This window comes from Winogradskyella alexanderae, assembly GCF_020166335.1.
GTDB lineage: Bacteria > Bacteroidota > Bacteroidia > Flavobacteriales > Flavobacteriaceae > Winogradskyella > Winogradskyella alexanderae.
Genome location: NZ_JAIUJR010000003.1, coordinates 76,276 through 98,403, shown reverse-complemented (window position 1 = coordinate 98,403; position 22,128 = coordinate 76,276). Strand labels below are relative to the sequence as shown.

Below are 22,128 nucleotides of genomic sequence, written 5' to 3'. Positions count from 1 at the left end.
CATTGGTAATATTTTGATTCTAACATTTTATTAACTTTACCTGAAAACAAATCAAAATGTCTGAAGAACCGGAACAACCAAAAAAAGGAATAAAATGGACTACTAATAAAATTATGAGTTCTTCAGCTCTGTTTATTAGTGTCATTTCGCTAACAGCACTTTTGTACCAGAGCTATTTAGCTAGGGAAGAGAATAAACTTATTCAGAAGCAGCAAAGTGCATCGGTCTTACCACATCTTAACCAATGGTTTAGCAACTCTAATGGTTCCTTCAAATATATTATTGGCAACAAGGGTGTTGGCCCTGCATTTATTGATGAGGTTGAAATTGTTCTCGATTCAGTTCACAAATATGATAACACAAAAGATTTATTTCAGTATATATTTAATAATACGAAAGGCCTTGATACCATTCCCTATGTTTACAGCACACTTATAAAAGGATTTGTTTTACCAGCGAATGATCAAATCAATTTGCTTGAAATAAACAATCCTGAACATATTCAGTTAACAAGGTTCGCGCTATCGAAAAAGAAAATTGTATATAAAATAATTTACAAAGATGTCTATGGATCAAAATGGCTTTTAACAAATGACAATGATAAGAGTAATAGCACTAATAGTCCTATTGCGATAGATCCATAAAAGCTCAGAAATACCTTAACATCTCTTTTAGATTTTCAAAAAATCTTTTCATTATTTTTAGGCTTCATTTAACTAACCTAATACTAATGAGACAATTTTTTTCCTTGTTTATGCTTATTTGCATAGCTGCGCTTTCTGCCCAAGAATTATCAATGGACCTTTTAAAAAATATAACCCCACGTAATATTGGTCCTGGCGGAATGTCTGGCAGAGTGACTTCCATTGACGTCGTCATAAATAATCCTGATATTATGTACGTAGGTACTGCTTCAGGTGGACTTTGGAAGTCTACCTCTGGTGGTATAAAATGGGAACCTATTTTTGACAAGGAACTAACAGCCTCGATTGGTGCTGTAGAAATTCAGCAATCCAATCCAAGTGTTATTTGGGTCGGTACAGGAGAAGGCAATCCACGTAACTCACTCAACGGTGGTTTTGGTGTTTATAAATCGCTCGATGGTGGTAAAACTTGGAAGGCTATGGGTCTTGAAAAAACACGTCATATTCATAGAATTATTGTAGATCCAACAAATCCCGATATTGTTTATGTTGGTGCGATTGGTTCACCTTGGGGCGAACATCCAGAACGCGGTGTTTTTAAAACTACCGACGGTGGAAAAACGTGGAATAAAATCCTGTTCGCCAATAATAAAACCGGTGTTGCTGATATGGTTATGGATCCTACAAATCCAAATAAACTATTTGTAGCCATGTGGGAACACAAACGCGACCCTTGGTTTTTTAAATCAGGTGGTAAAGGATCTGGGTTACATATGACCCATGATGGTGGTAAAACATGGAAAAAAATAACGGATGAAGATGGCTTACCAAAAGGAGAACTCGGCAGAATTGGTATCGCCATTGCACCTGGGAAACCGAATATTGTGTATGCCTTAATTGAATCTAAAAAAAATGCGCTCTACAAAAGCACTGATGGTGGCTTTAAATGGCAAAAAGTCAATGACAAGAATGATATTGGAAATAGACCCTTTTACTATTCTGAAATCTATGTTGATCCTCAAAATGAAAACAGAGTGTATTCCGTTTTTACTTACGTAAATGTCTCTGAAGATGGTGGTAAAAACTTTAATCAGCTTATGCCAGCCTACGGAGTGAGTAATGGTGTACATCCAGATCATCATGCTTGGTGGATACACCCCGAAGATGGTAGTTTTATGATAGATGGTAACGATGGAGGCATGAATATCACACACGATGGTGGAAAGACATGGCGTTTTATTGGCAACCTGCCTGTAGCCCAATTTTATCATATTGCAGTAGATAATGAATATCCTTACAATGTCTATGGTGGTATGCAAGATAATGGCTCGTGGAGAGGACCTGCCTATGTATGGCGTGCTCAGGGTATCAGAAATAGTTATTGGCAAGAAATTAGTTTTGGTGACGGCTTTGATGTAGTGCCAGACCGCGATGATTCTAGATATGGTTGGTCTATGAGTCAGCAAGGCTTTGTTAGTCGTTACGACTGGCAAACAGGTAATAATTATTCGGTAAGACCAACACATCCAGATCCAGATGTTCAATTACGCTTCAATTGGAATTCTGCAATTAATATTGATCCATTTGATAATAGTACAATATATTTCGGTAGTCAATTTGTGCATAAGTCAACCGACAAAGGTGAAACTTGGACTATTATTTCACCAGATCTTACCACTAACGATCCTGAAAAACAAAAACAATCAGAAAGTGGTGGATTAACCATGGATGCTACAGGAGCAGAAAACCACTGTTCTATTTTGGTAATTGAACCTTCATCATTAGAAAAAGATCTGCTTTGGGTAGGTAGTGATGATGGACGAGTTCACTACACAACTGATGGAGGCAAAAGTTGGACAGATGTGTCAAAAAACATAAAAGGGCTACCAGCGGGTAGCTGGATTGCACAAATAAAAGCATCGAACAAAAATAAAGGTGAAGCCCTATTAGTTGCTAATGATTATAGACGTTTCAATTACACACCTTATGCTTACAGAACAAAAAATTACGGTAAAACGTGGGAACGCATCGTAGATGGAGATGATGTACAGAGCTACACATTAGCTATTGTAGAAGATTTAGAAGAACCAAACCTCTTGTTCTTAGGAACTGATGATGGCCTTTACATTTCTATTAATGCTGGTGAGCGTTGGACAAAATGGACAGAAGGTTTCCCAACAACTTCTGTTAAGGATCTCGTTATTCATCCACGAGAACACGATTTGGTAATTGGTACTTTTGGACGTGCTGCTTGGGTACTTGACGATATTAGACCGTTACGCGATATTGCAAAGAATAGCTCGGTGATACAATCGAATATTAAATTATTTGATCCACCAACAGCATATCAAGCAGCTTACCAACAACCAACAGGAAGTCGCTTTGGCGCAGATGCCATGTATCATGGTGAAAATCGTGGTGGTGGCGCAAGATTTACTTATCTGTTCAATAAAAAAGAACAACTTAAAAGTGATAAGGCTGAAAAAAAGAAAAAAGATGATGAAATCCTGAAACAAGTTCAGCATGACAGTAAAAGTGTTGTCAAATGGGACTCATTAACCTTAAAACTGTATGATGGTGACCGTTTAATCAGAACCTTAAAACGTAAAGCACCAGAAAAAAATGGTATGCATAAATGGACTTGGTACGTGGATGAGGCTGGGGTTGATAGACCATCGAGACGAAAAAGAAATAACAACATTGAACCTGGAGGAGTATTTGCAAAACCGGGAACATATAAAGCGGTTCTTTATTATGGAGATATGACTTCAGAAACTTCAGTGACGGTTGAATCAGACCCAAGATTGGATATTTCAAAGAAAAATATAGATGACGTCTATACTGCTGCGAAAGAACTTGAGCAATTGCAACAAACAGCAGCAGATGCCGTAAAACAACTAACTGAAAGTAAAAACATCGCGGAGAAGTTCAAAAATGATCTGAGCAAGATCGATAAAGATGGTTTCAAAGATCATATCGAAAAATCTGAGAACGTGGTTAAAGTAATTGATAGTTTAATTGACAAATATTTAGGTAAGGTTGATAAGCGTCAAGGTATTACCAGAAACCCTGAAGTTACTCCGCTCCAGAGATTAGGTACGGCAGCGAGTTATGTTTATAATAGTCAGACTGGTCTTACCTCAACGGAAACAACATTAATTAAACATGCCAAAGAGGCTCTTGATAAATTATTCGGCCAAACAAATAATTTCTTTAATAATGAATGGAAAATCTATCAGGAAGAAATGAAATCGGTAAAAATGGATCCGTTTAAGGAAACCAAACTATTTGGTATCGATTAGACAATCTCTAAGAGTTTAAAAAAGCTGTCCAAATAAATTGAAACAATAATTTGGACAGTTTTTATATTGCAAAACTTAAAATATATTATTTATCTAACGCCTTGAGTTCCTTTACACTGCTTACGCCTAGTTGAATCATATTATTTTTTAGATCATCGGTAAAAATATGGATCACATGGTCTGGTCCATAATTCCCTAAGGCTGCAACACCGTATAAAAACGGTCTACCCAGCATAACAAAATCTGCACCTAGATATAAGGCACGCATTACGTCCAATCCTGTCCTTACGCCACTATCAAAGATTATTGGGACACGTTTATTCACAATATTTGCAATATCTGGCAATGCTTCAATTGAAGCTGGTGCTCCGTTAAATTGGCGACCACCATGATTAGAGATCCAAATAGCGTCAAGGCCGACTTCAATAGCTTTTTTAGCATCATTCGGATGCATAATTCCTTTTATTATCACAGGTCCACCCCAATAATCCTTCAAAGTTTTGCAGTAATCCCAATCAAGCGTTCCACCTAATCTATTGCCAACAAAACCACTGACAAATTTAAAATCGGTTTGTTCAGCATAGTCTTCAACAATACGAAGCCTCGGCATTCCTCTACGAAGCGTGTAGTAGGACCATATAGGATGTTTTATACCATCCCATAGTAGCCGAGCTGTAATTTTAGGTGGCATTTGCATACCAGCACGTCTAGTTCGTTCTCTTCGACTTGCCATAGGTACATCAGCAGTAATAACAAGAGTATGAAACCCTGATTGTTTTGCTCTATCCAGCAAAGCATACGTTAAATCCAAATCCTTAGGTGGATACAACTGAAACCAACCTTGTTCCCCAACGATTTTACCTACACGTTCAGGTGTTTCTGTTGCTACAGTACTTAAGCTGAAGGGCACTTGAAGTCGATTTGCGGCTTTAGCAAGAATGAGTTCAGCTTCTGGCCAGATCAAACCTGTTAAACCAACAGGAGCCATACCAATTGGACAGGAATACGCTCTGCCAAAAAGTTTAGTACTTATGTCTGCTTCTAGATGACCCTTACAAAATCGTGGTGTAAACTGAATTCTGTGAAATGCAGTTCTGTTGTGCTCTAATAACGCTTCATCACCTGTACCAGACTCTAAATACTCCCAAGCCACATGTGGAATACGTTTTTTTGCCTTAATTGATAGATCCTTTATGGCAGGGAATTGATTAGAATATTTGGTTTGATAGTTCTGATAAGACATTAAAGCAAATTAAAGTCAGCTTCTATTCCATCCATTTTAAGGCCGAATAATCTTCAATCCTAATTTGCTTACCACGTGTTGAGATAATTCCTTCCTTTTTAAATTGAGACAAGATACGAATGGCAGATTCTGTAGCTGTACCTACAATACTCGCATAATCTTCCCTTGAGATTACTATACTGAGGTAATCTTCGTCATCAGTCCCAAAATTATCATGGATATACATAAGAATTTCCGCCATTCTGCGCTTAACCGATTTTTGAGCCATATTGACCAAAGACTCGTCTGATTCCTTAAGGTCGTGTGCCATTTTCTTTAAAACATCCATTGTAAATTTTGGATTTTTTTGAAGATCTTCCATGATTTCGCTTTTCGGAATAAAACACATCTCCATATCGCTTAACGCAATAGCACTTAAATTTGTTTTTTGCTCCGTAACCAAAGAGCGCTTTCCTAATAGACCGCCTTTAACAACCAATTTTACGACTTGGTCTTTTCCGTTTTCGCTAAGTTTGGTCAGTTTGCAGACGCCATCTTTAACACAGTACACGCCATTTAAAGTTTCGCCTTCTTCAAAAACTACCTGACCTTTTTTGAAGATTTTACCCGTTTTACAGTTAGAAACTCGCATTAGTTCTTCTCTTGTCAAAGCTTTTAATGAATTAAATTCTTTAACAATACAAGATTCACATTTACTCATACCTATTGATTTAGTGATAGTATCAAATATAACACAAACATGACAAATATCATATTTTTAGTTTGATGATAATGTCACCTTTGTTACAGGTAAAATGAGCAAATAAAGATGGAAAACAAATCTTGTTTTCATTGCGGTGATGACTGTGGTCAACATCCCATAGCTTTTGATGATAAAATATTCTGCTGTAACGGTTGCAAAACGGTTTATGAGATCTTTAATGAGAACGATTTAACCTGTTACTACGATCTACAGCAATCACCAGGCGCAGTGCCAAAAGAAATAGAAGGAAAATACGATTTCCTTTCCCGAGACAACATCATTGAAAAACTAACCGAATTTAGAAGTGAGCAATTAGAAATTGTGACACTTTATATACCTCATATTCATTGCAGTTCTTGTATCTGGATACTCGAAAACTTGAATAAACTTAACAAAGACATCTCTGATTCTCAGGTAAACTTCGGTAAAAAAACAGTTAGGGTTACTTATAATCCAGAAGCTACGAATCTTAAAGAAGTTGTCTTACTCTTAAGTACCATAGGTTACGAGCCTTACATAAGTTTAGACGACTTTAGTGCTGGAAAAAAACAGATTAACAGAACGCTTATTTATAAACTTGGTGTTGCCGGTTTTGCTTTTGGTAATATTATGTTTTTATCTTTTCCAGAGTACTTTGAAATCAATGAGTTCTGGTTAGAACAATACAAACACATGTTTAGATGGCTCATGTTTGCACTTTCAGTTCCTGTTGTGTTTTATTCTGCGCAAGATTATTTTATTTCGGCTTTTAAAGGCCTTAGAGCAAAACTTCTGAATATAGATGTGCCTATTGCATTAGGTATTACCGTACTCTTCTTGCGTAGTACCATAGAAATTGTTTTTGATTTAGGTTCTGGTTTTTTCGATAGTCTTTCTGGTTTGGTATTCTTTTTATTGGTGGGTAAGTTTTTTCAGCAAAAAACATATGATTTTCTATCTTTTGAACGTGACTATAAATCCTACTTCCCTATTGCTATAACTAAAATCAATAGAAATGGAAGTGAGGAGGCGGTTCAAGTCTATGACATAAAAAAGGGGGACCGTCTTTTAATAAGAAATGAAGAGCTGATTCCTGTTGATGGTATTCTTATAAATGGAAATGCAAAAATTGACTACAGCTTTGTTACTGGTGAATCGCAATCGGTTAGAAAGAAATCTGGCGACAAACTATTTGCTGGTGGCAAACAGACCTCTGGCGTAATTGAACTGGAAGCTCTAAAATCCGTTGAACAAAGTTATCTCACACAATTGTGGAGTAATGATGTATTCAGTAAAAACAAGGAAGATCAATTCTCAAACATTACAAACAAAATAAGCAAGCACTTCACTATCACTATTTTAACCATTGCGGTTATTGCAACCACTTACTGGCTATTCACTGATGCTAGCAAAGCTATGAATGTGTTTACCGCAGTTTTAATTATTGCTTGTCCTTGTGCCATAGCATTATCTGCACCTTTTACTTTTGGCAACTTATTACGCATTTTTGGAAAACTTAAATTCTATATTAAAAATGCTAGTGTTATTGAACAGTTAGCACATATCAACACCATTATTTTCGACAAAACCGGTACAATAACCTCCAATAAAACTAGCAATGCAGTTTATGATGGTCTAAGTTTAACGGACTCAGAAAGTCTTGTTCTTAAAAATTCATTACGCGGTTCCAATCATCCTTTGAGCAGAACCTTATACCAAATCTTAGAAGAAAATAACATTGTGACACTTGATAATTATAAAGAGCACATTGGCAAAGGAATTGAAGCCACCTATGATAATATCAGTTTAAAGGTTGGGTCTGCAAGTTTTGTAGGTAATGAGGATCATAATGCCACACTCAATACAACCGTGCACATAAGCAGTAATAATAAGTATAAAGGGAAATTTACATTTTATAACAGCTACCGGAAAGGTATTTCAAAACTATTTAACCAGCTAAAAAATAATTACGATTTGGCCATTTTATCCGGAGATAATGAAGGTGAGCGCAAAAATCTTGAAAAGCTTTTACCCGCTAAAACAAAGCTAATCTTCAATCAAAAACCGGATGATAAGCTCGAGTTTATAAAATACCACCAAAATGAAGGTGCCAAAGTACTGATGATTGGCGACGGACTTAATGATGCGGGTGCATTAGCACAAAGTAGTGTTGGTATCGCCATTTCTGAAGATGTAAATGTATTTTCTCCTGCTTGTGATGCCATTTTGGATGCAACAAAGTTAAATTCGCTCTATAAATTTATTAGCGCTTCAAAATCAGGTATTAAAATTATCAAGTGGAGTTTTGTACTCTCGTTTATATATAATGTCATTGGCTTATACTTTGCAGTAACCGGACAACTAGCTCCTGTTGTGGCTGCAATATTAATGCCTTTGAGTTCTATCAGTATTGTGGTATTTACAACCATATGTACAAATTTGATAGGCAGAAAATTAAAATAATTTAATAGACATGATAAATGTCATGTTTTAAAAACTCGTTCAAAATTATTTTTGAACCATAACTTCAAGTAGGTATGAGTGTTATATATATTGTTTTAACTGTTAGCGTCATTGTTGGCATTGCCTTCTTTGTCGTGTTTTTATTGGCTGTTAAATCAGGCCAGTATGACGATAGTTATACCCCTTCCGTACGTATGCTGTTTGAAGACGAACTCGTAAAAGAAACATCAAACGAATCAATAAATTCAAAAACTGACTAATTAGATTATTAATATGGAAATGCAACAATTTTACTACGATAATAAAATCGTTAAAAAATTCCTTTACGCCACGATACTTTGGGGAGTAGTTGGGATGTTGGTAGGTTTGCTTTTGGCTTACATGTTTTTATTCCCAAATGTAACCGATGGTATATCTTGGTTAAGCTTTGGTCGTTTAAGACCTTTACACACCAATGCTGTTATTTTTGCCTTTGTAGGTAACGCTATTTTTGCAGGTGTTTATTACTCTCTGCAGCGTTTACTTAAAGCAAGAATGTTTAGTGACTTGTTAAGTAACATTAACTTTTGGGGCTGGCAGTTGATCATTGTAGGTGCCGCATTAACATTACCACTAGGCTTTACAACATCCAAAGAATATGCCGAATTAGAATGGCCATTCGATATCGCCATTGCCCTCATTTGGGTTGCCTTTGGAGTTAACATGATTGGAACTATTCTTAAACGTCGACAACGGCACTTATACGTTGCGATATGGTTCTACATCGCTACATTTGTTACAGTTGCTGTTCTTCATATTTTTAATAGTTTAGAATTACCTGTAAGTGGCCTTAAAAGCTATTCAGTATATGCTGGTGTTCAAGATGCCTTGGTGCAATGGTGGTATGGGCATAATGCAGTAGCATTTTTCCTTACAACACCTTTTTTAGGACTGATGTATTACTTTGTTCCTAAAGCGGCTAACAGACCTGTGTACTCTTACAGACTATCAATTGTACACTTCTGGTCTTTAATTTTTATCTATATCTGGGCTGGCCCTCACCATTTACTTTATACAGCGCTACCAGAATGGGCACAGCATTTAGGTGTTGCATTTTCGGTTATGCTTATTGCACCATCTTGGGGTGGTATGATAAACGGTCTATTAACCTTACGTGGTGCCTGGGATAAAGTACGTACAGATCCAGTACTAAAGTTCATGGTTGTTGCTATTACAGGATACGGTATGGCAACATTTGAAGGCCCAATGCTTTCGCTGAAAAACGTAAATGCAATTGCACACTTTACAGATTGGATTATTGCTCACGTGCATGTTGGTGCATTAGCATGGAACGGTTTCTTAGCCTTTGGTATGATCTATTGGTTAATACCGCGACTGTTTAAAACAAAACTGCATTCAGTTGGTCTGGCAAACTTACATTTCTGGGTAGGAACATTAGGTATAATCCTATATGCCTTACCAATGTACGTTGCTGGATTTACACAAGCTAGTATGTGGAAACAATTCAATCCAGACGGCACATTGGTTTATGGTAACTTTTTAGAAACCGTTACAGAAATTATCCCTATGTACTGGATGAGGGCCATTGGAGGTACTTTGTACATTACGGGTATGTTAATCTTGGTTTACAACGTTATTGTAACTGTTGCTAGATCAGGAAATAAGGTAACAGATGAATTGGCTGAAGCACCTGCACTTAAGCGCGTGGCTAAAGGTCGTGTTGCTGGTGAAGGATGGCACACTTGGTTAGAGCGTAAACCAGTATTATTAACAATATATGCTACTGTAGCCATATTGATTGGTGGAATCGTTCAGATTGTCCCAACCTTAGTAGTAAAATCTAATATTCCAACAATCAGCAGTGTTAAACCATATACACCGCTAGAATTAGAAGGTCGAGACCTTTACATTAGAGAAGGTTGTGTTGGATGTCATTCACAAATGGTAAGACCATTTAGAAGTGAAGTTGAGCGTTATGGTGGTGAATACTCTAAAGCTGGAGAATATGTTTACGATCATCCATTCTTATGGGGAAGTAAACGTACTGGACCAGATTTACACAGAGTCGGTGGTAAGTATTCAGATAACTGGCACTTTAACCATATGTACGATCCACAAAGTACATCGAGTGGATCTATAATGCCAGCATACCAATGGCTAATTAAAAATGAATTGGATAAATCTATGACCGAAAAGAAAATGGAGACTATGGTAAGTCTTGGAGTTCCTTACACTGAAGAAGACATTGCGAGTGCACAACAAGCAATGCTAGAGCAAGGAACCCAGATTGAAAAGAATCTATATGCAGATCCTGATTTTGTTAAAGCTTATGAAGCAGACAAAGCTTCAGCTGGAGCTGATTTTGTAGAAATGCGCAATAGAGAAATAGTTGCATTGATTGCGTATCTGCAACGACTAGGTACCGATATAAAGGTTAAGGATGTAAGTAAAACAGCTCAAAACTAATCAGCCATGTTAAAATTCGTAAAAAATCATATGGAAAGTATAACAGGTATAGAAATATACCCGATTATTTCGCTCCTCATATTCTTTATATTTTTTGTAGTCTTATTCTATTGGGTTTTTACTGCAAAAAAAGAATACATCAAAACTGTAAGTAATATACCTTTAGATAACCATCAAAACGACACAACATCATGAGAAATTTAATTCCATCATACATCAGGGTTCCGATAGTGTTTTTCATTATTGTAGGACTAGTTGAATACTTTGTAGAATCTGGTGACCAACCAGCTTTTATGGAACAACCGGTTATAATGCTATTCTTATTACTTGTGCTTCTTGTGCTGTTGGCAATTGAAGGTATTGTGGGTTCTATGGATAATATTTTGTACCAGAGCTTGGATGAAGAAGCCAAAGCTAGATATGATGCAAAACGGGCTGCGCCCTCTAAATTAGTTGTTTGGGTCAAGGATACTTACCAAAAACTTCTTGGATCTAAACCAATTGAGCAAGAAGGTGAAATTATATTAGACCATAATTATGACGGTATTAAAGAATTAGACAACAGTTTACCTCCTTGGTGGCTCTATGGTTTTTATGCAACCATAATATTTGGAGTTGTTTATATGGTGCGTTATCATGTATTTAATGCAGACGACCAATTTGCAGAATATGAAATAGAATATGCCGAAGCCCAGCGCGCAATCGAAGAATACAAAAAAACTGCTAAAAACTTGGTTGACATAAATACTGTTGAAGTCTTAACCGAGGCAGCTGATTTAAATGCCGGCCAAAAAATATTCGAAACTAACTGTGTGGTATGTCATATGGCAGACGGTGGTGGCGGTATTGGACCAAACCTAACAGACAACTATTGGATATTAGGTGGTGGAATAAAGAATGTTTTTAAAACGGTTTCTGAAGGTGGTAGAGATGGTAAAGGTATGGTTGCGTGGAAAGCGAGTTTAAAGCCACTAGAAATTGCACAGGTATCAAGTTACTTACTACAGTTCCAAGGTACTACACCAGCCAATCCTAAGGATCCTGAAGGTGAAATTTGGGTAGATGAAAGTGCAGGAGAAACTGGCAATGAAACTGAAGAAGGTAACGAAGAAGAATCAACTACCGAAGATGCAGTTGAAACGATGGAAACAACGACCGTAGCCTCAAATAATTAGTAAAGGTAAAAGCACATCAAGATGGAAGCACCATCAAACGAAGTATTTAGAGATTCAATTGCCACAATAGATGAAGAAGGTAAACGCAACTGGATATTTCCTAAAAAACCTTCAGGCCCCTTATATGAAAAGCGAAAATTAGTTAGCTATTTCTTATTAGCGTTTTTATTTGTTTCGCCATTCATTAAAATAAATGGCAATCAATTTCTAATGTTCAATGTATTAGAAAGAAGATTTAATATTTTCGGATTTCCGTTTTGGCCACAAGACTTCCATTTGTTTGTAATCTCCATGATTATTGGTGTTGTTTTTATTACACTTTTTACCGTTGGTTTTGGTAGAATATTTTGTGGTTGGGTTTGTCCTCAAACCATTTTTATGGAAATGGTATTTAGACGTATTGAATATTGGATTGACGGCGATCGCAACAAGCAAATGAAATTAGCTCGCCAGAAGTGGGATGCAGAGAAAATTAGAAAACGTGTAACCAAATGGTTCATCTTTCTAGTTATATCTTTCCTAATTTCAAATATTTTCTTGGCCTATTTAATTGGTAGTGACAAACTGTTGCGATACATAAAAGAAGGACCGAGTGAACATATGGGTACACTTATACCTTTAATCATATTCACTGGTGTATTCTATTTTGTATTTGCCTGGTTTAGAGAACAAGTCTGTATTATCGCTTGTCCATACGGGCGATTGCAAGGTGTCCTTTTGGATACAAAATCAATCGTCGTAGCCTATGACCATAAACGTGGTGAAGGTGAAAACGGTCGTAAAAAGTTTAAGAAAAATGAAGATCGCCAGGCATTGGGTCATGGCGATTGTATTGACTGTTTTCAATGTGTACATGTCTGCCCTACTGGTATTGACATAAGAAATGGGACACAATTGGAATGTGTTAATTGTACCGCATGTATTGACGAGTGCGATTCCATAATGGAGAAAATAAATTTACCTAAAGGATTAATCCGTTATGCAAGTGAGGAAAATATTGAAAAGAAAACGCCATTTAAATTAACAGCACGCATGAAAGGCTATATTGCTGTGCTTGTTATTCTTATTGGTGTATTGCTGGGTATGTTAGCATTAAGAAATGATGTAGAGGCGAGAGTTTTGAGATTACCTGGACAACTCTATGAGCATAAAGAAAATAATATTATTAGTAATGTTTTTACCTACAAGTTGGTTAATAAAACAAGTGAAACCATAGAAGACGTTAGTTTTAAACTTAGAGGTATAAACGGTACAATTAAACTCGTTTCAGCAACAGGAGAAGTTACTGTTGATGCTCAAGGATTAGCTGAAGGGACCATGTTCATTGAAATGAAACAAAGTGATATTGGCGGTGATAAAAAGAAAATTAGAATAGATGTTTACAGCGGTGAGCGACTCATTGAAACAACAACAGTAAGTTTCTTAGGTCCACGAAGCTTTAATTAAAAAACTATGAAAATAAACTGGGGAACGGCAATTGTTATAGCATTTATATGCTTCATTGGATTTATTATGTACTTCGTAGTAAATATGAGTACTAACGATAAATACGATCATGATTTAGTCGTTGAAGATTATTACAAGCAAGAACTAGAATTTCAAAAAGATATTGATAAAGAAAAGAATGCAAAAGCATTAACTACAAATATAAGTTGGAAAAAATCAGAAGAAGGAATTGTTATAACATTCCCTGAAGAATTGAAAATCAATAAAATTAAAGGTAAAGTGTTCCTATACAGACCATCTAATAAACAATTGGATTTTGAAACACCGATTTCATTATCTGACCACAATTTGCTCATACCTGACAACCGTTTGTTAGATGGTCGCTGGAACATTAAGGTAGACTGGACTTACAATAATAAACCTTATCTCTACAAGGCCGAAATTAACTATTAAATATGCTTTTATCTGGCTTGATATTAGGACTATTGGGAAGTTTACATTGTGTAGGCATGTGCGGGCCAATTGCCTTTATGCTTCCGGTAGAACGAGAGAATTCATTTAAGAAAATAGGCCAAATTAGTATGTACCATTTTGGCCGTTTATTAGCCTATAGTATTATTGGCCTTGTATTTGGCTTAGTAGGTAAAAGTCTTTATTTGTTCGGGATACAACAACAATTATCAATTGCCATAGGTGTTTTAATGATTATTGTGGTTTTAATACCATACCATACGTTTAACAAATACAATCTTTCTAAACCGCTTCATAAGATAATATCTAAAGTAAAATCTAACCTAGGAAAAGCATTAAAGAAGAAAACAGGAGATACCTTTTTAACAATTGGCTTTTTAAATGGCTTCCTCCCTTGTGGTTTAGTTTATATGGCCGTATTTGGATCTATAGCTACGGGAAGTCTGTTACAAGGTAGTTTATACATGATTTTATTTGGTATAGGAACAATTCCCTTAATGACCTCAGCTATTTATTTGGGTAAATTTTTGAATAGCACAGTAAAACAACATATTCAAAAAGCAATTCCTGTATTTGTTGTAATAATAGGTGTGTTATTTATCCTTAGAGGCTTAGGCCTTGGAATACCTTATATTTCTCCTGCTCCAGTTGTAGAAATGGCAACGAGTACAATGGAGTGTCATTAAAAAATTACTTACTAATTATTATCTAAAACAAAACGCCAGAGAATTACTTCTCTGGCGTTTAACTTGACATTTTAAACAATACTAACTAATAAACATCAAGAAACTATATTTTAAAAGTCATTACTGGCAATGTACTGTGGTTGGCTATATCCTCAGATATACTACCTTCAAAGAAATGTGCCAGTCCTTTTCTACCATGTGTGGCCACAGCTATTAAATCTGCACCTATCATATTCGCAAAATTCAGTATACCCTTTTCAACAGAATAATCAGATACTATATGTACATTACCTAGATTATCTAAATCACCATCGGCCTTCTTCAAGAATAAGGATACACTCTTATCAATTTCAGAAGAACTTCTAAAATTACCATCAGGTGAGTTTACATATACCAAATGCATTTTTGCTCCAAGTTTAGCGAAGGTTCTTCTTGCATTTAGATATGGTTTTATAGCATCTTCAGAAAAATCACTTGCAAAAACTCCATTCTCAAAATCCAACAAAATTGGGTTATGCTTAATAACTAACACAGGAATATCAGAATGACGCACAACTTTCTCCGTATTTGAACCAACCAAAACTTCTTTAACACCACTTGCACCATGTGAACCCATTACAATGAGGTTGGCCTGGTGCTCATTAGCAATATCATTGACTTCACTAAAAACTTTAAAGTGTTTAACGATAGGTGTAACTTTTATTCCTTCTAAGTAAGGTTTATCTAGAAAAGCATCAAACTTTTGTTCGGCCAACTTCAAGTAGAAAACAGCTTCGTCATTAATGGCTGCACCATTTGATGTTAATATTGCACTAGACAACTCTAGCATATGCAACACAATAAGTTCAGAACCATACTTTTGCGCCAAGTTAGCGGCCGCTTCTAGAGCAAATTCAGATTGCTCAGAAAAATCTATAGGTACTATTATTCTTTTCATTCTTTCTTTTTTATATGGTCATTGAAAATAATTGGGTGTTTGGTTTTTTACGTTGCAATTGCAAATCAAAAGCCATACATATATTTCTAATAAATGGTTTCCCTTTATCAGTTACGCTTACTTGTTTTCTCTCAAACTCAAGTAAACCGTCGCGCTCAAATTCTTTTAATTTTATAAGGACTTCTGGTAGCTGTTTAAAAGCCATATGCGTGTCTAACCACGAGGTCTTGAAGTGGCACATTAGATTTAAAATGTGCTTTCTAATTATTAGATCTTCATTGTTTAAAATATGGCCTCTGTATACAGGTAATTTCCCTTGGTTAACCAGATTGTAATAGTCTTCTATAGATTTTACATTTTGTGCAAAACCATACCAGCTATCACTTATAGACGATACACCAAGTCCAATCATTGTTTTGGTTTTTGATGTGGTATATCCCATAAAATTTCTGTGTAAACTTTCGTTTTGCATCGCCTTAAAAAGGGAATCCGTCTTAAGGGCAAAATGATCCATTCCAATTTCAAGATAACCTGCCCTTTCCAGCAAAGCTTTACCAGTTTCATATTGCTGTCGTTTGGATTCTGGAGTTGGCAAATCCTCGTCTCTAAAACCACGTTGACCATTACCTTTAATCCATGGCACATGTGCATAGCTGTAAAATGCTATTCGGTCTGGCATTAATGCTCTTGTCTTAGCAATAGTTTCAATGATATCTCCTTCAGTTTGAAAAGGTAGTCCAAAAATAATGTCATGACCTATTGAGGTGTACCCTATTTCTCTTGCCCATTCAGTAACCCGTTTTACATTATCAAAGGATTGTATCCTATTTATGGCTTTCTGAATTGTAGGATTATAATCTTGTACGCCATAGCTTACACGTCTATATCCTAAATCAAATAATACCTGTAAATGTTCTCTTGTGGTATTATTGGGATGCCCTTCAAAACTAAATTCATAATCACGCGCTACTTCAGAGACATGCAATAACTCTGTAATTAATTTTTTTAAGTTATTTGGCGAAAAGAAGGTTGGTGTACCACCACCTATATGCAGTTCTCTTATTTTGGGTTTGTAACCGAGTAGATTACGATATAGTTCCCACTCTTTTAATAGCGCTCTTATATAAGGCTCCTCAACTTCATGTCTTTTGGTAATACTCTTTTGGCATCCGCAAAATGTGCATAAACTTTCACAAAATGGCAAGTGAATATAGAGACTAATACCATTTTTAGAATTACTCTCATTAAATGATTTTACCAGTGATTGCCTCCAAGCTTTCGCAGTAAAAGTCTTAACATCCCAATACGGCACCGTTGGATAACTGGTATAGCGTGGTCCAGCGACATTATATTTATTTACTAGGGAAATGCACATGACTAATCAATCTTACTCAAAATTAGTTGTCAGGGTGCTTAAAAAATATGATTTTTGTCATATGCCCTTTATTATATACACATTTACTAGAATCTTTGGAATTCTTTTATGACTTAAGCTTTATCCCATTTGCATTGAAGCCAATTGTTACTTAACTTTACTTAAAACAAAAATGACGAACATGAGATATTTTAAACTAGTGGTATTCGTACTATCAATTATGGTTGCCACGTCGTGTAAAGAGAATAAAAAAGAAACGGAAGAAATTATTGAAACTGAAGTTGAGGAGGTTGTTGAAGGAACTAAAATCGAGAAGACTATTTCAGTGACCATGTCACCTAAAAGTGACAGTAACGTTACCGGAACTGTTGTTTTTACGGAAATAGATGGTATGGTTACAATGGAAGGAACGTTTAGTGGTTTAACCGAAGGCGTGCATGCCATTCACTTGCATGAAAAGGCTGATTGTTCCTCGCCAGATGGAACATCGTCAGGTGGGCACTGGAACCCAACGGCACAACCTCACGGTGCTTGGGGTGCAACAACCGGTTTCCATAAAGGTGATATTGGGAATATGACTGCAGATGCCGAAGGAAATGCTACAATATCACTAACAACGGATGAATGGTGTATAGGTTGCGGTGATGACACTAAGGATATTATGGGCAAAGCTGTAATTGTACATCAAGGTGAAGATGATTTAACCTCTCAACCTTCTGGAGCTGCAGGTGCTAGGGTAAGTTGCGCGGGAATAATCGAATAACTTTATTAAAACATAAATAGAAAGTCATCAGTTTTGAGGATTTTTTATTCATTGCTATTTACAGATAAAAATTATCTTTATAAGATAAAACCAACTTTATGAATCCATCAGCTCACGGCTGGATAAAGAAGTTAATTCGGGAAGTTTCAGAAACCATATACGCAGAAACCGAACTGACCGAATTCTACAGTAAGCTGAAACAGACAGGTTTTATCTATGGCAGTAATATCAAAGTTGTTCTAGATATCGTTAAGCCTTTTGATTTCACTGAGGAAGAACGTTGTAAAATCAACCTACTGCTCACCTACTATTTTATTTATAAAAAATCAGATACCAATTTAGATTTTATCGGAAGTCTTATTGGATATTACAAGGCAATCAGCGACCATAAGCGCTCCTTTTTTCAAGACTTATTTGGCGACAAATCATCGGATAGCTTATTAGAAAAAATGATCCATAAGCGTATTCACATAGATGATAATTTTATTACTAAAAACTTCAATTATTTCTTAATTAATGCCTTATTGTTTGTAGATGTATTGGGATACCAACGCTACTTAACAGATTCTGGTGCAATAAAAGACTATGTCAATAATCTTGAAGCATCGCTCGAAACTATTGTGTTTACCGTCTTAGAAAAGAAAACCCAAAAAACGGATTATGACCATAACCTCATCAAATTGTTTGAGAGTTCAATTCGGCATAAAAAATTTCAAGGTCTATCCTATCAGGATGCAATAAAACATATTGACACGACCTTTGAAAAACTTTACGTAATCGATTTGGTATGCATGGCCTCATGGACAGACAAGGTTATAGACCATGCAGAACTTGAATTTTTATATGAACTTAAGAATATATTGGCACTTAGCGATAAGGATATAACGCGCTCTGTAGACGATATAAATACCTTTTATGACGCACATAAGCAAAAGGTAGCCTTTTTAAGTTCTAAAAATCTTGCACAAAGTTTTTACGATAACAGTAGTAAAGTGGTAACGAAATTGATTAAACGTAATAGCAAACGACTTATTCGAGAACTATCAGAAAGTAAAGAAGCTATGTATTTGTTGGCACAATCTACACAACGTAACCTTTCCGACGAGGAGCAAAAAAAAGTTCAATCTCAATTATTGGATATCTTTAAATCCATACCTAGCCTGGCAATCTTTATGTTACCAGGTGGTATGCTTTTATTGCCACTCTTTGTAAAGTTTATACCCAAACTTTTACCGTCTGCTTTTGATGATAATAGAATTGATGACGACTAAAACAGTATTATTCTAGCCAATTTTTAAAATCCTTAACACGCTCTCTGGCAACAATAACATCTTGTTCGCTATAATGGTTTAGTTTTATCTGAAGCCTTGAATTGGTGTAGCTTATAATATCCTTAATCGCATTGATATTGACGTAAAACTTTCGGCTTATTCTATAAAACACATGTGGTTCAAGCTCATCTTCCAACTGATCTAAGGTCAAATCCAACAAGTAATTTCTGCCTTCATTGGTATAAGCATAAGTTCCTTTGTTCTCACTGTAAATACATTCAATATCTTCAATATTAATGAGTTTAATATGTTGCCCAACTTTTACTGAGAATCGTTTTTTGTATTCACGTTCAATAGGGTTTACCAGCAACTTCTTTATATCGTTAAAATCTAGAGTTACGGACTTCTGCTGATTCGTACCTTTATATTGTTTTATAGCTGCTTTGAGTTCGTCCTCGTCAATTGGTTTTAGCAGGTAATCTATACTATTGAGTTTAAAGGCCTGAAGCGCATACTCATCATAAGCAGTTGTAAAGATTATTTCAGATTTAATCTCAAGCGCCTCAAATATTTCAAACGAAAGGCCGTCACTAAGTTGAATATCCAAAAAAATGAGATCTGGATGTGCATTATTTTGAAACCAGGTTATGGATTCTTCTACGGAGTGCAACATGGTTTCAGCTTGGATTCCTTCTGCACTGAGCATGCGTTGCAAACGTCGTGCTGAGGGCTTTTCGTCTTCAATAATTATTACATTCATTATTTAAAAATAAGTTTTTTTAGTTGGTTTAAAATCAACCTACTCCCACATTTTTGTTTCTTCCTCTGTATTTTTATTGAGGTACTCCTTAATCTTACGATCTTCCCATTCTTTCTTAAATAGGAACCTACCTTTAAATACAGTCCAATAATGGATAAAGATAAATATGGTCCACCCTACTAAGGTCGTTGTGTTAACCCATGTAATGGCCTTTTCATGAAGTCCCTTATCCATGATGTAAAAATTCAATAAGACTAAAGCGACGACTACTAAATAACCAACCAAATGAATATAGAATAATTTAATGCGCTTAACCTGCCTTTTGGCTTCTGCAAGTCGCTCTTTATTATGGTCTGAATGATTCATATTTTACTCCCAATTTTGACGTTCCTTATCCATAAACTCCTGCATCTTGCGTTTCTCCCAATTTTTTCCAAAAAAGAAATCAGGACCAAATACACCGATAAAGTGAAAGAACAATCCAATGCCCCAAAAAATTGCTGTGGCGTATGGACCAAAGCCACCAAAACCTGCATTAACACCTATGAGGATAATCAAGAAAAGATTAACCACAATGTAAACGGCTAAATGCCAGTAAAACCCAAGCAGGGATTCTACTTTTTTCTTTGCTCTTATGTATGCTTCTTCTTTTCTATAGTCTGAAACTTTGTCCTTTTCTTCATAAGGCTCTATACTGTACTTTTCCATAATATCTTCTATTTTCTTGAATTATTAGATAATTCGTCGTTCATAAACTGTTCTATTTTGCGCTCTTCCCACGCTTGTCCGTACTTTACCGATAAGAAATGTAGCCCTAAAAATATGCCCCAAAGTAGCCAGGTACTTAAGACGTTGATGCTTACTAGCGCATTGATAAAATCGTCCCAATTGTTTAGATCACCCCAAACTTTAAAACCCGTTAGTGCTACGTTTACTACAAGGTAAATTGCCAGGTGCGTGTAGAAGCCTTTCTCGCGCTCCACGCGATTTTTAGCTCTTGTATAACTTAAATTTGAATACTTTTTTTCCATGATGATTGATTTTAATTCCAACGCTTTTTTTGTTCTTCTTCCTTCATGTACTCCTGTATTTTACGCTCTTCCCATTTGGCGCCAAAGGCCCCTTGGTCTACAAATACACGATAGGCATTAAATAGTAATCCTATGCCCCAAAATACCATTGGGAACCAAAACCACTGGATGGTAAAAGGTGTAAAATTGTACCAAATAAAATATAAAAATGGTATAACTATGACGTAGGAAATTAAACTGTAATAAAATCCTTTTAACTCGTCTACGCGCTTGCGTGCTCTTACATACTCGTCTCTGAGTCTGTCGTCTGATTGTTTTGCTGATCTCATGATTGATACTTGTTTTGTGAGCATCGGGATTGCTACTGCGAAATCCTTATCTCGTTGATTGATGTATACGTTGCGTTCGGTTAGTAGCGCATAGCGTTGCTTAATGTTTTCTAAGCCTACACCACTACCTTTTTTTACAATTTGTTTTGGTTGAAGATTGTTCATCACCACCAAGTGATTACCGTCTTCGTATATTTTTATATGCAAGGGTTTACTCGTGGTAACCATATTGTGCTTTACGGCGTTTTCTAATAACAGCTGCAGCGATAAAGGCACCACCTTGCTTTCTGGATTTAATGCTTTTTCCGGTATCTCGAATATGATACTGTCCTCAAACCTCATTTTTAAAAGCGACATGTACGTTTTTGCAAAACTAAGCTCCTCGTCTAAAGTTACCAGTTCCTTATTTTTCTGCTCTAGTACATAGCGATACACCTTAGAAAGTGAAGTGGTAAACTTCTGTGCACTCTCAGGATTTTCCTCTATTAAACTCGTAAGTACATTTAAACTGTTGAACAGAAAATGCGGATCCAATTGATTCTTTAAAGCATCAAACTTAGCACTTGCTGCTCCCGCAATTACTTTTTGTTCCTTTACCTTATTCTTCTGATAGCGGTTATAGAAATACCCAACATAAAAAATTGAAAGTATACTGAGTGTAACCCATAGCCCGAATGAATAGCCACCCCATCCATCATTCTGAAGAAATGTTTTAAACGACTGACCGTACAAAAAGACCAATATCATAATTCGTAATATGAATATGGTTGTTAAAGTAATTACCGTTGCTCCAGAAATACCGTAAACAATGCGTTTTAGCACATCATAATTTCTGATATTAAGTCTTTTAATAAACCTAAAATACAGCATATTAACATAACTCAAGATAAAGGTATACAGCTGCGTAATACCAAAATCAATCAAGTAAAAGTTGATGTTTTCATATTCAACCTCATCGCCTATCAAAAAGTATCTGATGGCAAAAATGACGCATCCAATGATAAAAACAACGATTATATTCTTAATTGACTTATTCATTTCATTT

The 22,128-nt window shown here is 35.9% G+C and carries 21 protein-coding genes; 12 read left to right on the top strand and 9 right to left on the bottom strand.

Annotation, left to right across the window (positions count from 1 at the left end):
• The first annotated feature begins 56 nt into the window (after positions 1 to 56).
• Positions 57 to 644, top strand: a complete 588-nt coding sequence (locus LBU54_RS06200) for a hypothetical protein (protein ID WP_224527314.1) — start codon at positions 57 to 59, stop codon at positions 642 to 644.
• 86 nt (positions 645 to 730) lie between these two features.
• Positions 731 to 3,946, top strand: coding sequence for a WD40/YVTN/BNR-like repeat-containing protein (locus tag LBU54_RS06195; RefSeq protein ID WP_224527312.1), 3,216 nt, complete (start codon positions 731 to 733; stop codon positions 3,944 to 3,946).
• An 85-nt stretch (positions 3,947 to 4,031) separates the two neighbouring features.
• Here LBU54_RS06195 and LBU54_RS06190 read toward each other — a convergent pair whose 3' ends face one another.
• On the bottom strand, positions 4,032 to 5,189 hold the full coding sequence (locus LBU54_RS06190; RefSeq protein WP_224527309.1) for an alpha-hydroxy acid oxidase: 1,158 nt from the start codon (positions 5,187 to 5,189) through the stop codon (positions 4,032 to 4,034).
• Between the two features lie 22 nt (positions 5,190 to 5,211).
• Positions 5,212 to 5,889, bottom strand: a complete 678-nt coding sequence (locus LBU54_RS06185) for a Crp/Fnr family transcriptional regulator (protein WP_224527306.1) — start codon at positions 5,887 to 5,889, stop codon at positions 5,212 to 5,214.
• Between the two features lie 108 nt (positions 5,890 to 5,997).
• Between LBU54_RS06185 and LBU54_RS06180 the strand changes: the two genes are divergently transcribed.
• The 8 genes from LBU54_RS06180 to LBU54_RS06145 all read left to right on the top strand — a co-directional run bounded on the left by LBU54_RS06180 (position 5,998) and on the right by LBU54_RS06145 (position 14,617).
• The gene (locus tag LBU54_RS06180) at positions 5,998 to 8,373 is read left to right on the top strand and encodes a heavy metal translocating P-type ATPase (RefSeq protein WP_224527303.1); all 2,376 of its coding nucleotides are present in this window, start codon (positions 5,998 to 6,000) and stop codon (positions 8,371 to 8,373) included.
• A 74-nt stretch (positions 8,374 to 8,447) separates the two neighbouring features.
• On the top strand, positions 8,448 to 8,633 hold the full coding sequence (gene ccoS / locus LBU54_RS06175; protein WP_224527300.1) for a cbb3-type cytochrome oxidase assembly protein CcoS: 186 nt from the start codon (positions 8,448 to 8,450) through the stop codon (positions 8,631 to 8,633).
• 13 nt (positions 8,634 to 8,646) lie between these two features.
• Positions 8,647 to 10,839, top strand: a complete 2,193-nt coding sequence (gene ccoN, locus LBU54_RS06170) for a cytochrome-c oxidase, cbb3-type subunit I (protein WP_224527298.1) — start codon at positions 8,647 to 8,649, stop codon at positions 10,837 to 10,839.
• A 6-nt stretch (positions 10,840 to 10,845) separates the two neighbouring features.
• On the top strand, positions 10,846 to 11,034 hold the full coding sequence (locus LBU54_RS06165; RefSeq protein WP_224527296.1) for a CcoQ/FixQ family Cbb3-type cytochrome c oxidase assembly chaperone: 189 nt from the start codon (positions 10,846 to 10,848) through the stop codon (positions 11,032 to 11,034).
• A complete protein-coding gene (locus LBU54_RS06160; protein WP_224527293.1) occupies positions 11,031 to 12,014 on the top strand; it encodes a cbb3-type cytochrome c oxidase N-terminal domain-containing protein in 984 nt (327 codons plus the stop codon). Before LBU54_RS06165 ends, LBU54_RS06160 begins: the two co-directional genes overlap by 4 nt.
• Before the next feature lie 21 nt (positions 12,015 to 12,035).
• The gene (ccoG, locus tag LBU54_RS06155; RefSeq protein WP_224527289.1) at positions 12,036 to 13,460 is read left to right on the top strand and encodes a cytochrome c oxidase accessory protein CcoG; all 1,425 of its coding nucleotides are present in this window, start codon (positions 12,036 to 12,038) and stop codon (positions 13,458 to 13,460) included.
• Positions 13,461 to 13,466: 6 nt separating this feature from the next.
• A complete protein-coding gene (locus tag LBU54_RS06150; protein ID WP_224527286.1) occupies positions 13,467 to 13,913 on the top strand; it encodes a FixH family protein in 447 nt (148 codons plus the stop codon).
• Between the two features lie 2 nt (positions 13,914 to 13,915).
• Positions 13,916 to 14,617 carry a sulfite exporter TauE/SafE family protein gene (locus LBU54_RS06145; protein WP_224527283.1) on the top strand — a complete coding sequence of 234 codons (702 nt, stop codon included), beginning with the start codon at positions 13,916 to 13,918 and terminating at the stop codon, positions 14,615 to 14,617.
• A 103-nt stretch (positions 14,618 to 14,720) separates the two neighbouring features.
• On the opposite strand, the gene LBU54_RS06140 is transcribed toward LBU54_RS06145, so the two are convergent.
• Together LBU54_RS06140 and hemN are read right to left on the bottom strand one after the other, a co-directional pair.
• Positions 14,721 to 15,554 (bottom strand): universal stress protein, encoded by an 834-nt coding sequence (locus LBU54_RS06140; protein WP_224527280.1) that lies wholly within the window; start codon positions 15,552 to 15,554, stop codon positions 14,721 to 14,723.
• Between the two features lie 10 nt (positions 15,555 to 15,564).
• Entirely contained in the window at positions 15,565 to 16,929 is a 1,365-nt protein-coding gene (gene hemN, locus LBU54_RS06135; RefSeq protein WP_224527278.1) for an oxygen-independent coproporphyrinogen III oxidase, read from the bottom strand.
• 181 nt (positions 16,930 to 17,110) lie between these two features.
• Between hemN and LBU54_RS06130 the strand changes: the two genes are divergently transcribed.
• Complete coding sequence (locus LBU54_RS06130) at positions 17,111 to 17,692, top strand: superoxide dismutase family protein (RefSeq protein ID WP_224527274.1); 582 nt, start codon at positions 17,111 to 17,113, stop codon at positions 17,690 to 17,692.
• 98 nt (positions 17,693 to 17,790) lie between these two features.
• Positions 17,791 to 18,963 (top strand): LETM1-related biofilm-associated protein, encoded by a 1,173-nt coding sequence (locus LBU54_RS06125; protein WP_224527271.1) that lies wholly within the window; start codon positions 17,791 to 17,793, stop codon positions 18,961 to 18,963.
• 7 nt (positions 18,964 to 18,970) lie between these two features.
• Here LBU54_RS06125 and LBU54_RS06120 read toward each other — a convergent pair whose 3' ends face one another.
• The 5 genes from LBU54_RS06120 to LBU54_RS06100 are packed head-to-tail and all read right to left on the bottom strand — an operon-like array spanning position 18,971 to position 22,121.
• Complete coding sequence (locus LBU54_RS06120) at positions 18,971 to 19,723, bottom strand: LytR/AlgR family response regulator transcription factor (RefSeq protein WP_224527268.1); 753 nt, start codon at positions 19,721 to 19,723, stop codon at positions 18,971 to 18,973.
• 39 nt (positions 19,724 to 19,762) lie between these two features.
• Positions 19,763 to 20,089: a 2TM domain-containing protein gene (locus LBU54_RS06115; protein ID WP_224527265.1), complete on the bottom strand. Its 327-nt coding sequence runs from the start codon at positions 20,087 to 20,089 to the stop codon at positions 19,763 to 19,765.
• A 3-nt stretch (positions 20,090 to 20,092) separates the two neighbouring features.
• Positions 20,093 to 20,431, bottom strand: a complete 339-nt coding sequence (locus tag LBU54_RS06110; RefSeq protein ID WP_224527263.1) for a 2TM domain-containing protein — start codon at positions 20,429 to 20,431, stop codon at positions 20,093 to 20,095.
• 8 nt (positions 20,432 to 20,439) lie between these two features.
• Positions 20,440 to 20,754: a 2TM domain-containing protein gene (locus LBU54_RS06105; RefSeq protein WP_224527260.1), complete on the bottom strand. Its 315-nt coding sequence runs from the start codon at positions 20,752 to 20,754 to the stop codon at positions 20,440 to 20,442.
• Positions 20,755 to 20,765: 11 nt separating this feature from the next.
• A complete protein-coding gene (locus LBU54_RS06100) occupies positions 20,766 to 22,121 on the bottom strand; it encodes a histidine kinase (protein WP_224527257.1) in 1,356 nt (451 codons plus the stop codon).
• Between the last annotated feature and the right edge of the window lie 7 nt (positions 22,122 to 22,128).

Bases quoted from the DNA above. Each gene is read 5' to 3' on its own strand.
- LBU54_RS06200 (WP_224527314.1), top strand. From the start codon at position 57: ATGTCTGAAGAACCGGAACAACCAAAAAAAGGAATAAAATGGACTACT.
- LBU54_RS06195 (WP_224527312.1), top strand. From the start codon at position 731: ATGAGACAATTTTTTTCCTTGTTTATGCTTATTTGCATAGCTGCGCTT.
- LBU54_RS06190 (WP_224527309.1), bottom strand. From the start codon at position 5,189: ATGTCTTATCAGAACTATCAAACCAAATATTCTAATCAATTCCCTGCC.
- LBU54_RS06185 (WP_224527306.1), bottom strand. From the start codon at position 5,889: ATGAGTAAATGTGAATCTTGTATTGTTAAAGAATTTAATTCATTAAAA.
- LBU54_RS06180 (WP_224527303.1), top strand. From the start codon at position 5,998: ATGGAAAACAAATCTTGTTTTCATTGCGGTGATGACTGTGGTCAACAT.
- ccoS (WP_224527300.1), top strand. From the start codon at position 8,448: ATGAGTGTTATATATATTGTTTTAACTGTTAGCGTCATTGTTGGCATT.
- ccoN (WP_224527298.1), top strand. From the start codon at position 8,647: ATGGAAATGCAACAATTTTACTACGATAATAAAATCGTTAAAAAATTC.
- LBU54_RS06165 (WP_224527296.1), top strand. From the start codon at position 10,846: ATGTTAAAATTCGTAAAAAATCATATGGAAAGTATAACAGGTATAGAA.
- LBU54_RS06160 (WP_224527293.1), top strand. From the start codon at position 11,031: ATGAGAAATTTAATTCCATCATACATCAGGGTTCCGATAGTGTTTTTC.
- ccoG (WP_224527289.1), top strand. From the start codon at position 12,036: ATGGAAGCACCATCAAACGAAGTATTTAGAGATTCAATTGCCACAATA.
- LBU54_RS06150 (WP_224527286.1), top strand. From the start codon at position 13,467: ATGAAAATAAACTGGGGAACGGCAATTGTTATAGCATTTATATGCTTC.
- LBU54_RS06145 (WP_224527283.1), top strand. From the start codon at position 13,916: ATGCTTTTATCTGGCTTGATATTAGGACTATTGGGAAGTTTACATTGT.
- LBU54_RS06140 (WP_224527280.1), bottom strand. From the start codon at position 15,554: ATGAAAAGAATAATAGTACCTATAGATTTTTCTGAGCAATCTGAATTT.
- hemN (WP_224527278.1), bottom strand. From the start codon at position 16,929: ATGTGCATTTCCCTAGTAAATAAATATAATGTCGCTGGACCACGCTAT.
- LBU54_RS06130 (WP_224527274.1), top strand. From the start codon at position 17,111: ATGAGATATTTTAAACTAGTGGTATTCGTACTATCAATTATGGTTGCC.
- LBU54_RS06125 (WP_224527271.1), top strand. From the start codon at position 17,791: ATGAATCCATCAGCTCACGGCTGGATAAAGAAGTTAATTCGGGAAGTT.
- LBU54_RS06120 (WP_224527268.1), bottom strand. From the start codon at position 19,723: ATGAATGTAATAATTATTGAAGACGAAAAGCCCTCAGCACGACGTTTG.
- LBU54_RS06115 (WP_224527265.1), bottom strand. From the start codon at position 20,089: ATGAATCATTCAGACCATAATAAAGAGCGACTTGCAGAAGCCAAAAGG.
- LBU54_RS06110 (WP_224527263.1), bottom strand. From the start codon at position 20,431: ATGGAAAAGTACAGTATAGAGCCTTATGAAGAAAAGGACAAAGTTTCA.
- LBU54_RS06105 (WP_224527260.1), bottom strand. From the start codon at position 20,754: ATGGAAAAAAAGTATTCAAATTTAAGTTATACAAGAGCTAAAAATCGC.
- LBU54_RS06100 (WP_224527257.1), bottom strand. From the start codon at position 22,121: ATGAATAAGTCAATTAAGAATATAATCGTTGTTTTTATCATTGGATGC.